This window comes from Pedobacter punctiformis (genome assembly GCF_027213715.1).
GTDB lineage: Bacteria > Bacteroidota > Bacteroidia > Sphingobacteriales > Sphingobacteriaceae > Pedobacter > Pedobacter punctiformis.
The window spans coordinates 364,468-378,332 of the sequence record NZ_JAPWGM010000004.1 but is presented as its reverse complement, the minus strand read 5'-3'; the positions used below and the strand labels follow the sequence as shown (position 1 = coordinate 378,332).

General features: G+C 36.1%; 7 protein-coding genes. All 7 read right to left on the bottom strand.

What is annotated here, in order from left to right:
• Window positions 1-19 precede the first annotated feature (19 nt).
• Window positions 20-2,920, bottom strand: a complete 2,901-nt coding sequence (locus O0955_RS13865) for a tetratricopeptide repeat protein (protein ID WP_269428148.1) — start codon at window positions 2,918-2,920, stop codon at window positions 20-22.
• Between the two features lie 3 nt (window positions 2,921-2,923).
• On the bottom strand, window positions 2,924-4,564 hold the full coding sequence (locus tag O0955_RS13860; protein WP_269428147.1) for a S10 family peptidase: 1,641 nt from the start codon (window positions 4,562-4,564) through the stop codon (window positions 2,924-2,926).
• A gap of 8 nt (window positions 4,565-4,572) precedes the next feature.
• Window positions 4,573-6,099: a S10 family peptidase gene (locus O0955_RS13855; protein ID WP_269428146.1), complete on the bottom strand. Its 1,527-nt coding sequence runs from the start codon at window positions 6,097-6,099 to the stop codon at window positions 4,573-4,575.
• A 32-nt stretch (window positions 6,100-6,131) separates the two neighbouring features.
• Entirely contained in the window at window positions 6,132-7,655 is a 1,524-nt protein-coding gene (locus O0955_RS13850) for a SusD/RagB family nutrient-binding outer membrane lipoprotein (RefSeq protein WP_269428145.1), read from the bottom strand.
• A gap of 33 nt (window positions 7,656-7,688) precedes the next feature.
• Window positions 7,689-10,817, bottom strand: coding sequence for a SusC/RagA family TonB-linked outer membrane protein (locus O0955_RS13845; RefSeq protein ID WP_269428144.1), 3,129 nt, complete (start codon window positions 10,815-10,817; stop codon window positions 7,689-7,691).
• A gap of 328 nt (window positions 10,818-11,145) precedes the next feature.
• Complete coding sequence (locus tag O0955_RS13840; protein ID WP_269428143.1) at window positions 11,146-12,033, bottom strand: AraC family transcriptional regulator; 888 nt, start codon at window positions 12,031-12,033, stop codon at window positions 11,146-11,148.
• A gap of 580 nt (window positions 12,034-12,613) precedes the next feature.
• On the bottom strand, window positions 12,614-13,798 hold the full coding sequence (locus O0955_RS13835; protein ID WP_269428142.1) for a proline dehydrogenase family protein: 1,185 nt from the start codon (window positions 13,796-13,798) through the stop codon (window positions 12,614-12,616).
• Window positions 13,799-13,865 lie beyond the last annotated feature (67 nt).

The following is a 13,865-nucleotide window of genomic DNA, read 5'->3' as shown; positions in this document are numbered from 1 at the left end:
GATTTTATTTTTTAACTGATTAATTAAATAGTTTTCCGGGTTGAATTTTTAAAGCAGCTCTCTTATTGAGCAATTCGGTTACTTTATCCGTATTGTTTACTGATTGATAGCGATTTATCAAGTATTTATATACGCTAAACTGATAAGGATTACTTTTAAGAACCTGCTCATACATTAATAAGGCCTGGTCCTGATTTCCATCATTTTCGAAAACCTTAGCCTTTGTATAATCCAGGTCGGCTTGTAATAACGGATCTGAATTAACAATTACGGAATTGATTAATTTTAATGCTTCTTCACTATTTTTTTGAGAGGATAGTAAACGGGCCAATCTTAATTTATCATTATCTTTTAATTGTGCACTTTTGGATTTGATTAAATTAACATAGTAATTAACACTATCTGCCTGATTACCAGCAGAATAAAACTCTGCTAAACGCAAATTGTAATCTGATCTGGCATTTCCGGATGCTGCCAAAATTCTTTGTGCCTGTTTAATCGTTTCAATAGCCGTTTTATAGTTACCATGAGTAGCCAGGGCATCGGCATATAAATTCCGGTATTCAAAATTTTGTGGTTTTTGAGCAACTAAATCTCTTAAAACTTCAATAGCATCTACATATCCATTGGCTGCTTTTAACGAAGCAGAAAATGCTTTTGCATCATCTATTCTATCTCTTAAATAGGTAGAAACTGTAGCGCCATTCTTGCTATAATCATCAGCCGCCGCAATAGCCTCCGGAATTAAAGCATTTTTCTTATACATCTCTCTCAACAGTATATTCACTCTCGCCAACTCTTGATAATCGTCTTCCAGTTTATAAGATTTTGTTAATTGTTCGGCTTGTTGCTTTATTGCCGTTTCATCATCAAGGAGTTTATTAATTTGTTTTGCGCCTGCTAAATCAGCATAGGCTACATAAACTGGTGCATAATTGGCATTAATATTTTCGGCCTTTTTTATCCATTTTTCAGCAGCTTCAAAATCCCTTTTACCTGTATTTATTTTCGCATAAGCTAAAATTGCCGGCAAATATTTATCATCGTAGGTTAAAGCAGTATCTAAATATTTTGTGGCCAGATCTGCATTATTCATACGGACCCTGTTGCTTAAATTTAAATAAACGTTGGCCCAGTTACTGGCCATTACACTTTTATCTCCGTTTAAATAAGCCCTTTCTTTTTTAACCAGTTTATCTAAAAATGCATACATTTCCGGATCTTTGGTTTTCAAATCAGCTGTTGTATTCATCGATTTAAAATCAAGCGGATGAACTTTCTCTGGTTCGAAATAAGCCGGATAAGTTTGTGCTAAATATTCGCTCTCATTGTTCTGAGAGTAGTAATCTAAGGTTCTACCCTCTTTCATCGCGGTATAATAACGCTTTCTAACCTGCCGGTTTTCATCATCAGTAAGTACTCTGCCATGGAAAAGGTGAACATATTCGTGTAGTAAAACATTACGCTCCATATAAGCGCCACGCTCGGTATACTCAATTGATGCCGCGCCACTGCCTACACCTCTGATATCCATCCACTGCCTGTTATCGAAAGTGGTATTAAACCTAAAACTGGGCGAATTCATTACTGTGGCTAAATCCAGGTGTAAAGGCTGAACTCTAAAAACATTATCTCCTTTGGATAAGAATGGAAAATACACCACAGCGGTATTTAACTGATTCCAGATCATTCCTTTAGCAATATCACCGGGATAATAAGTTGCATCAGGAAACACCCGAATAAAATTCTCCATATCGGTAATCTTTGTGGCTAATAAGCGATTGGTAATGGAATCGTACTGTGACAAATAAGGAATTCTTTTAGATTTAATTACTGCCGACAGGCCATTATGAGCTGGACCGTAATGTTTTTTTACAGCTAAAATCTGTTTAAAAATATTTTCGGCTGAATCTAACCTTGACTTTCTGTCCATATCAAATGCGGCGTGATAGAGAGATCCGCGGTGTAATTTAGGAATCACAGACGCGGGGTATTTTTTCTCGACAGTACGGGTAAAATCAATGGCTTCCTGAATTTTATTCGCTTTAAATAAGTCGTCGGCCTTTATTAATTCTTTTCTAACTTCATCGTCGTCTTTTTGTGCATAATCGGCATATGTTAAATTGGTGTGCCCATTGCCCCAATGCCAGTGTGTTTGAAAATGTAAAGGATTAACAGCTAAAGCAATTTCCCATTGAGCGGCCATTGCATTTAATTGAGTAGCATCAATTCTTCTCCAAATTGCATAACCGTAGCTAAATCTGGCATCAGCATTAAAAGGATCAATTTCTAAAGATTTTTTTAAAGGTGCTTCAGCGAGTTCAGGGTGCTGATCCCAAAAATATACATCGGCTTCTAACTGATAGGCCAATGCATTCTTCGAATCACTTTTTTGTACCTCTTTTGCTAAAGCTAAAGCTCTGGCATAATCTTTTTGAAGTAATTTAATTTTACCAAGCATCATTTTAATTGCGCTTGACGGATTGATTTTTAATGCTTGTTCGCAAATATTGGCGGCTTGTGGTAATTTCCAGGCCATCATATCTAAATAAGCATTGAATAATATTACTTTCGGATTTTTAGGCTGAAGTTTATTTAATTCTTTAACCATGTTATCTGCTGCTTTAAAATCATTATTCAAGATTAAATAATCCGTTTGCAACACTTTATAATCAAAAGAACCTGGCTTTAACTTCTTCATTTCAAGCAATGCTTTATCCCACATGCCCAGATTAAACATTTTCTCGATAGTTGAAAACTTGTTGCCTTCAGCCTTTGCTACTTCTACCAATAATTGTTTTTGGGTTTGCGCCAGCTTGGTTAAAGCCAGCGTAGTGTTATCAGCTTCAATGGTTTGAGCTGAAAGCTGCATTGAACTTATCAGGACTAAAAATCCGAAAGAAAATATTATCTTTTTCATTTGTTATCTGCTTTTTACTATTGCCGAGTTTATTTCCTTAGTCACTTCATCATAAAGTTTATCTGCATCAATTTTAGTTTGAATTAATGAAGGTTTATGAATGTAAATCATATGACCGGCCTCGTAATAAGTAAAGTTCACATTTTTACGCTGCTCTGGTCTTAATCCCATGGTATTAAAAGTATATTCTGCAGCAAAATAAGGAGTTGCCAAATCGTAATATCCACAAAGAACCCAAACTTTTAAATGAGGGTTATTCGCCATAGCTGATCTCAAATCTTCTGCAACATTTAAATAACGGTTTTGAACATTATTATAATTCCAGGGGTTTACTCTTCCTCCTAAAATTTCATAAGGCAAATCATTATTGTATTTTAATTCGGCCTTTACATAGTGATTTATCGCAGCGGCATACGGGCCCGAAATAGTGCCTGTGTTACTGGGATCAAATTCAGGGGTAACTCCTACATCATTATAATCCCGGCCGGTAAACCGGCTGTCCAGTCTGCCAACAGTTAAACCTTCTGTTCTTCGCAGCTCTTTATCAAACTTATGAATATCAATCCTAAGATTGGTTTGACGAATATATTCTTTAGTTAAACCGGTATATCTGCTTAATTTATTAACTATATTTTCGTACTCCTGTCCCGTTAACTCTGATCCTTTTAGCAAAGCAATGTTATACTCTTCGGTGGCGAAATCTTCAACTTCTTTTAATACCGATTTCAAATCTTTCTGCTGTAAATCAGCTGGTAGTTTTTTATGGTACCAGGCCGTAGCAGTGTAAGTTGGAAGAAATAGAGGAAATGGATAATCATTACCGACATCAAATCTGGCCGTTTGCATATTTAAAATAGAACTGATTAATACAATTCCGTTCAAATAAAACTTATGCCTGCTTTGTAAATAATCCGATAAACCGGCTGCACGGGTTGTTCCGTAACTTTCTCCGGCTAAAAACTTAGGCGAATTCCATCTATCGTATTTGGTACTAAAGAGTTGAATCGCATCACCCATGCTCTGAAGATCTTCTACATAACCATGAAATTGTTTATCGTTCTCTCCTGTTACAGCTCTGCTGTAGCCTGTTGTAACCGGATCTAAGAATACTAAATCGGTTTTATCCAACCACGAATATTCATTGTTTACATAACTGTATGGCGGAGGCAAAACATCTCCTTTATCCGTCATCACAACCCGTTTAGGCCCCAATAAACCCATGTGTAACCATACAGACGACGAACCCGGCCCTCCGTTAAAAGTATAGGTAATCGGTCTTTTGCTTTTATCACTTACGCCATCCTTAGTATAGGCTGTAAAAAATATATTCGCTTTTGGTTTACCGTCTTCATTTTTTAGTTGAAGGTAGCCTGTAGTAGCCGTATAATTGATTACCTGCCCTTTTATGGTTACGCTATGCTTAGTTACAACCGGAGGTGGAATATTAGGCGAATTGGAAACAATATACCCGGTAGGATCTACAGGTAAAGCAACTACCGATCCTTTTGAATCGGTTGGAGGTATTACGGCTGCAGCTTGTCCTTGTTGCTGGCGGTTACCGCCGGGTTGAGCCATACCATTTAAAGCTAAAAATGATAATACGCCTGCGATAGCTACACATCGTTTATTTTTTATAAATGTCATATCCATAACTATTTAATTTCTTTTAAAGTTTTATCGTAAAAAGAATCGGCATCAATCTTCATTTGCTTAAGTGATGGCATATGAATGTAAATCATGTGCCCAGCCTCGTAGTAAGTAAAATCGATGTTTTTTTGCTGTTCTGGTCTTAGGCCCATATGGTTAATTACATATTTTGAAGCATAATACGGACATGCAAAATCATAGTACCCACCTAAAACCCAAACCTTAAGTGTTGGACTTACCGACATTGCTTTTCTTAACGATTCGGCAACATTTAAATACTTATTTTGAACATTACTATAATTCCATCTGCCTATTCCGCCACCTAAAGTATAATAGGTTAAATCATTTGTATAATTTAATTCCTTACCTAAATAATTTAATAATCCGTGTGTATAAGGACCGGAAATTGTTCCGGTATTACTCGGATCATATTCTGTAGATGAACCTGTGTCATTATAATCAATTCCGGTAAACCTGGAATCTAAGCGCCCCACTGTTTTACCTTCATCACGCAATAATTCTTTGTTGTACTGGGCTAAATTTATGCGAAGGTTTGTTTGTCGGATAAATGCTTCAGATAAACCCGTGTATTTTACCAATTTATTTACTACTGCATCGTATTGGGCTTTTGGAAGTTGATCTCCTTTCATTAGCGCAGTAGCATATTCGGTCATTGCAAATTTTTCAACTTCTCCGGTAAGTGATTTAAGGTCTTTTGACTGATATTCAGGACTTAACTTTTTATAATACCAGGATGTGGAGGCATAACTTGGCAAATATAAAGGATATGGTAAATCGTTACCGACAACGAACTGAATGGTTTGAAAATTTAAAACTGCAGAAATTAACACAACACCATTTACGTACATTTTAAAAGCGCTTTGTAAATATTCTGACAAACCAGCGGCACGGGTTGTGCCATAACTTTCTCCGGCTAAAAATTTAGGCGAACCCCATCTTTTATTTTTTGAGGTATACAATTTTATAAACTCTCCTACCGATTGGATGTCCTCTACATAACCTTGAAATTCTGCCTTATCTACACCGGGAGCGGCTCTTGAAAAACCTGTTCCAACAGGGTCAATAAAAACTAAATCGGTTTGATCTAACCATGAATATTCATTATTTGTATAAGAATATGGTGCGGCTAATGCATCGCCTTTTTCTGACATTACAATGCGTTTAGGGCCGATTACGCCCATGTGTAACCAAATTGAAGCTGAACCGGGCCCTCCATTAAATGTATAGGTAATGGGCCTTTTATCTAAATCGCTTACTCCATCTTTGGTATAAGCCGTAAAAAAAATATTTGCCCTTAGTTTACCATCTTCTGATTTCATCGGCATGTAACCTGTTGTTGCCGTGTAATTAACTACTTTTCCATTAATGGTAACAGAACCTTTAGTTTTTACAACACCTTCCACAGTTTTAATATTTTCCTGTGCGGCTGGAGCAGCCGCATCAGGATCTTTTTTTTGAGCATATGCAAATTGCATACTCAAAGACAGGAGAAAAATTATTAGTTTCTTCATTTTATAACGATTATAACTTTCTATAAATCAAATTATTGACGGGTATCCCAAAATACCCTACCCAGCATGTCCGATCTGGCTGGAACATTAGGATTACTACTTTTCTCAAATTGAGGGTACACTAAAGTTCTGGGGATTTTATCATAAACCGCTACTGAAATCGGAAGAGGTGTAATGTTAGGGAAACCTGTTCTTCTCCAATCGCTCCAGGGCTCCATAACTACTCCAAAATTCGCGATGTATTTTTCGTTAATAATTTGCTCCAGTTTCTGGGTATTTGTTCCGGCTAGTGTTCCATTTGCAGCAATGTAGTTTGTGATATTGGCCGAAGGAACACCTGCATCTTCCATAGAAGCCCGGATACCTGCCTGATAAAATGCCTGTGCATCGCCCGGAGCACTTAAATTTAATGCCGCTTCAGCCCGGATAAAGTTATATTCGGCAAAGGTTAATAATCTGGCAGGACCATCACCACTCCAGGTGATCGAGTTATCGGTAATGGTGCCATCAGCATTTACAATAACTGTATTAATTTTGGCAGCCCCCTTTAAAAAAGTATTTAATCTGGAATAAGCAACAGTTGCCGCCTCAGTGGCATTACCGCCTTTATAAGTTGCAGGTGATGAATTATAAGGAAACGGCACAAAGTAGGAAACTCTTCTCGGATCTGATTTGCCATTCATCATATCCACAATCGTTTTATTAGGAAAAAACGCATTTCTGAACTGTCCGCCTTCAATACTTACATTGGGGTTTGCACGACCCGTTTCTGTTGAAAACTTCATCATAAAGTTATCGGTGTTAGCCCCCATAAACTGGGCACCGCTGTTGATTAAAGCATTGATTTTTGAGCTGGCAAATGCAGGGTCTTTAGCTGTATAATGCAGATAGATACGCAGTTTTAGTGTATTTCCAAATTTAGTCCATTGCTGTTTTACAACATTCCAGTCATCGCCCTGATAAATGGTTGTATTTTTGGTTGGGCTTAATAGCGAAGTTGTTTTATTTACATCGGCAATACCTTCATCAATTAAGCGGATTAAATCTGTATAAATATCTTCTGCCTTATCAAATTTAGGCGTTAAATTATCTAAAAACTTTCCGGATTCTGAATATGGAACATCGCCCCAGGCATCTACCGTAAGCTGAAACATATAAGCTTTTAATAACTTGGCAACACCAGCGTAATGCGGGCTTCCTCCATCCTGCGCTAAGGGGATTAACTTTTCTATATCTGCTAAAACACCCGAGTAGATATTTGTCCATTGATTGTTAACATCAGAATTATTGATATTATATCTTTCATACAACTTAAATGTTTCAGATAAATTGGTGGTATTACCTGTAAACTGTTGCATGATTAATCCGCTGTAGCGATATAAATCACTTGCACCGGTATAACCTACACCAACTGTAATAGACGGCAATAACTGATCTATAGGTGCTACTTTAATGTTATTTGGACTTTCGTTTACATCATAAAACTTTTTGCATGATTGAAACGTAGAAACCAGCATCACAATCCCTGCACACGCTATTATTTTATTGATTTTCATAATAATATATCTTGAAATTTCTTAATCGGTTAATTAAAAGGTTGCTCTTAAGGTTGCACCGTATACTTTGGATACCGGTGTTATACCAAATTCCAATCCTCTGGCATTTGAAATACCCAATAAGTTTTGCTCAGGATCCAGGTGTGGAAAATTTGGAGCATAAGTCCATAAATTCCGCCCATATATTGATAATTGCAATTTGCTTATAAATTTAGTTTTTGCAATTAACTCCTTTGGAAAGTCGTAACTAAACGTTGCTTCCCTTAATTTTAAGAATGTGGCATCCAGTACATAACCTTCCCACGATACATATTTACCTGCTAAACCCCAATATTCTTGTGCGCTTACATAAGTTTTATTTGGAGTTCCGTCTGCATAAACACCTTCGAATAAATAAGGTTTAGAAACGGTACCATCAGCATTAAAGCGATCAAATTCAGCGGTTTCAGCAGCAACACCATTAATTCGTAAATCGCCAATGGTACGCGACATTACATCACCTTTGTATTTAAAGTCTAACAAGAATGAGAAACTAAATGCTTTATATTTAAATGAGTTGGTTAAACCAGCCGTAAATTTCGGATTTGGATTACCCACCACGCCAACATCGCTGGTTGCCTGCGGTAAACCGTTTGCTTTAATAATCATACGACCCTGTGCATCGCGAAGATATCGGTTAGAATAAATTAAGCCATACTCCTGTCCGGCTACAGCCTGAATATTAGGTGAAGTAAAACCGCCTAAAGAAATCAAATCAACCCCTGGTGCCAATTCTTTAACTATTGATTTGAATTTGGTAAAGTTTAATGAAGCCTCCCAGGTAAAATTCTCGGTTTTAACAGGTACACCACTTAGTAAAAATTCTAATCCTTTGGTTGATAATTTACCTGCATTAGCTACCCGGCTTGTAAAACCTGAAGATCGGGCAACTGGTACATCAAAAATCAAATTCCTGGAATCACGTTGATAAACAGAGAAATCTAAATTTAAGCGGTTATCAAACATTGCAATATCAGTACCCAACTCAAACTCTCTGGTAAATTCAGGCATTAGAAGTGGATTTCCTGAACCATTTGCGTAAGTAAAACCAGCCAATCCGTTAAAAGGGAAATTTACGGTTGTAGAGCTAAACCCATCTGCAGAACTGGCCGTTACATAATAAGTTCCTGTTTCATACGGAGATCCGCCCTTACCAACTTCTCCACCATTTACCCTGATTTTTAAGGAGTTTAACGCTTTGCTTTTTAATTCCGGCCAGGCTTCAGTTGGCACAAAACTTACCGCAACAGCTGGATAAAAAATAGATCTGTTTTCGGCAATTAAAGTTGATGAGTAATCATTACGGGCTTTAACATTTACGTTTAACCATGTTTTGTACTGAACAGATAAATCACCAAAGAAACCCATCAAACGGTTTTTACTATACGAATCAGTAGAGCTAAAATTGGTAAAGTTACTTAAGTTAACAAAACCCGGAATAATGATAGATTTACCGGTAGTAGAAAGGTTGTTAGCATAATTAGAAATAATCTCATTACCAACTGTCATCGATAAATTGAAATCGCCATAAGTTTTGTTACCGGTTAAAGTAAGGTAACTATTTAAATTCCTTCTCATATTACGCGTTTGGATTAAACCTCCTGCGCCTATTGAGCTCGTATTGGCATTACTACGCACCCCTTTATCATCAAAACCTGTATTACTAATACTAAAAACATCAGCGCCAACTTTTAAATCGGCTTGCAACCAATTGGTAAAATCATATTTTAAGTTAATGTTACCATAAAAGCGGTTTAACTCTTCGCTACGGGTAATGTGATCAATTGACCAATATGGGTTTTCTTCAGAAGTTGAATGCCAGATTTGATTCCCTACTAAATCTGTAACCGGTAAACCCTGAATGTCATACGATCTTGGGGTATAAATTGCTCTCCACAAAGGGTTTGCACCCTGATTACCGGCCTGAGTACGATCAGATATATTATTTACATACGAAAACGAGGTGCTGATTTTAAATTTATCAGTAATGTTGGTTCCCGCGTTTACGGTTAAATTATTTCTGTCTAGCTTATTTCCAGGTACCAATGCATCAGTTGTACTGTTACCATAAGAAACACGATAATTAAATTTATCAGAAGCACCAGAAAAATTAATGGTGTTATCCATTCCGAACGAATTTTGCAGAATGTCTCTCACATTATCCGGATAGGCTTGTAAAGCCACTTTTTGTCCGATTATATTGGTAACTTGTTGTCCTGCAATGCGTGGGCCCCAGGAAGTAGACCTGGCCGACCAACCAAATGGATCTGCTACGGTTCCATAGATTCCATTGGTGCCCTGAGCATACTCATTTTGAAATTCAGGAAATATGTTGATCGTACCAATATTAGCGCTCGACGTAAAAGAAACTTGTGCCCTGGTACCTGATTTTCCTTTTTTCGTTGTAATTAAAATTACTCCAGATGCCGCTCTCGAACCATATAATACAGTCGCTGCAGCGCCTTTTAAAACACTCATGCTTTCAATATCTTCCGGGTTAATGTCAGATCCTCTGCTTGATGTTGATGAACCTGCATTTACCGAATTACCACCACCGCTGTTATCAACCGGAACACCGTCTATCACATATAACGGCTGATTACTTCTTGTGATAGACGAAAATCCACGAATGGTTATGTTCGAACTATTAAAGGCACCACCAGATCCGGATACCTGAACCCCGGCAACTTTTCCAGCCAATGCGTTGGATACATCAGGCGTAGGTGCCTTTGTTAGTTTTTCTGATGTTACCGTACTTACTCCATACCCGATCGTTTTTTTATCTCTCTGAATACCGAATGAAGTAATCACTACATCCTCTAACTTATTGGCTTCATCTTCCAGTGCAATTTGGAAGGATGTTTTATCTCCGACACTAATCTTTTGCGTTACATAGCCTATAGAACTAAAAACTAATACTGCACCATTTGGAACTGAAAGTAAAAATTGCCCCTTGGAGTCAGTTGTCATTCCAATGGATGTACCCTCTACCTTTACTGAAACTCCAGGTAAAGGTAATTTGTCACTCTTTCCAATTACCGTCCCGCTAATTTTTTTATCCTGCGCATTGGAGACAGCATAAATAGAAATCAGAAAGAAAAACAGAAGTAAGATTTTTTTCATAATTTGTTTGATTTATTAAGTTGAATTGATAAATAATGAAGCTTTTTAACGCTTCAACTCATCGAGTAAACAAATTTATATTTGGGAAAAATGATAATATGAGTATTATTGTCGCTTACTTATCAAAAATTATCCATTATCGTTTAAAACATTAAAATTAATGTTACAATTCGCCTTTAAATGGAGATTTTAGCCATAAACTCAAAACTTAGTGCACAATAAACCCCATCCTGTTTAATTTAAAACAGGCGTTTATTTAAATTTTAATGAAATTTGGAATAAAAAGGCATAAGTATCCTTATAAAAAGATTTTATGCTTTAAATTACACTAACCTACTTTTGGTAAATGGTAAGGTGATTGTTTAAATCTGTATAATCTCAAATAATCTCTGGGAGACATCGCGGTGATTTTCTTAAACACCCTGTTAAATGTAATTATACTATTAAAACCGGTTGCGTAGGCAATATCTGATAAGTGCTCAAAATCAGAATTTATAATCTTTTTACAGGCTTCGTTAATCCGAACTTCGTTTAAAAAAGTATAATAAGTCTTTCGGGTATGTTTTTTATAGAATTTACAAAATGCATGCAAAGTTATACAAGCAATTGAGGCTACCTTTTCTAAAGAAATATCTTCACAATAATGTTCTAAAGTATATTGATGCACCTCATTTAGTCTGAAATTTTCTGTTTCAGGTATATTATGCTTCACAAACCCCGTTGATAGAGATTTAAAATCTTTAATATTTTTTTCGCAATACTGAAATATTTTGATCAGGTTAATCAACCGGTCTAACCCATCACTTTTTTTAATATTTAAGATATACTCAGAAATTAAAAAACGCTGTTTTGCAGGCACTTGCAATCCTTTCAAACTACTTTCAATTATTTTTTTTACGCCTTCCATTTCCGGAAGATTTAAAAGGTTTGTTAGTTTGTCAAGGTCAAAGAACAGGTGAACGGCATGGATGCCATCCGATTCTGCATTAACTGAATTAAAAATATGGGGTTGATTAGGGCCGATAAAATAAATGTCGCCTGCTTTAAATGATTGATTATAATTTCCGACAATAACATTTCCCTCACCTTTTATAATGAGGGTGATTTGATATTCTTTGTGGTAATGTAAATAATTATAAAATTTAGGCAATAAATCTTCCTGAACAATTATTGAATTGTCTGATGCTGACTGTAATACAAAGTTTATAGCTTTCATGGCAATAGATTTTGTTAAAAAAAATCACAATTACACTCGAAATTATTTTGTTACTAATGCATTAAACACTAGCGTTTAACAAAATTTAATTGTTCATTTTCCGAAACAAAAGCCTATGCAGGTTATATTGTAAAATTTTAATTTTTAAAATACTTGAGGGAGGATTAGCATTAAATGATGTGTTAGCTGAGGCAATAATTACATTCATTCTTTTTAGTTTAGTTGGTTCTACTGAAATAAAATAAATAATAACATTTATATAATAATTAAGTTAAAAATCAATGATTTCCAATTTAATTACCGATCATATTAAAAAAGAACTGTCAGCCGGATAAAAATTATTGGTTAGTTAATTTTTATTGAGCTTTTTTTTAATAAAATCAAGTCTGTTACTCGTCTATTTAAATAATAGTTGTTGGTTCCGGTTTTAATCTATAGCTCCAATTTATTAATTTATATATAGCTATCTCTATTATAACAAGAATTTTATAAACCAAATTCAAAGCCATTGGGATTAGTACCTAACAAAAAAGGAACTACCAAATGGTAATTCCTTTCCTGTTTATTAAGATAAATAGTTTTATATTTTTCTTCTTTTCAGCTCTCTTTCAATCAACCCCAGCTCTCTTCCGGTTTGTCCGGCAACAGATGTATTTTCCTGTGCCCTTCTAAACAAATAAGGCATTACGGCTTTAATTGGCCCATAAGGCACGTATTTAGCAACATTGTAGTTCGAATCTGCCAAATTAAAGCTCAAATTATCGCTCATTCCTAAAAGTTGAGCAAAATAAATATGAGGATGGTTGTGAGCAACTTGTTTTTCTTCCAGTAAATAGGTTAATAAGCGGCTGCTTTCCTCATTGTGTGTACCTGCAACAATTGCAATATCTTCGATATGGTCTACACAATACCTTAATGATTCATTGTAATCACGATCTGAGGCTGCTTTATCAGGTTGAATGGGTGAAGGATAGCCCATTTCTGCAGCTCTCTTTCTTTCTTTTTCCATATAAGCACCACGAACCATTTTTACTCCTAAAATAAAACCTGCAGCTTTAGCTATTAAATGGTCAGCCTTCATATCTGTCAGTTTATCGTGGCGGTACATTTGGTAAGTATTGTAAACAATAATGCCTTCACGGTTAAATTTGCGCATCATATCCAAAGCCAGTTCATCAATTGTATCCTGAATCCAGGTTTCTTCTGCATCAACCATAATTGGCACTTTACGCTCGTAAGCCGTACGGCAAATTCTTTCGCAACGTATTTTTACCTTTTCAAATTCTGCTGTTTCTTCTATCGTTAAGGTTTCTTTGGCATCTAATTTTTGTAATAAAGCAAAACGGCCAATTCCCGTCACTTTAAATACGGTAATCGGGATTCTTTTATCGCCATCTGCTCTTAAAATGGTGCGGATAATCTCTTCACAAGTTTCATCAAAAACTTGCTCTTCTTCTTCGCCTTCTACCGAATAATCTAAAATAGTGCCTACACCACCTTTATTCAACTGCTCAATGGCTTTATCACATTCGGCAATGGTTTCGCCACCGCAAAATTGCTGGAAAATGGTCGATTTAATAGCCCCTTGAATCGGCAAACCAATATTGAGGAAAAAATTTGTAATCGGCGGGCCTATTTTTGTTAAGAAATTACTGCTGATCAGTTTAAATAACCAATATGCTTTTTTAAGCGCTCCGTTAGACTTTTGTCTGAAAGCGACTTCAGTATTATCAAAATTTGGTTGTTTATTGGGGGATATCTCCATTTTAGGGTTCTTTTAGTCAAACGGATGCAAAATTATAAAAAGCATTGGCTTGTTAAAACCAAAAACC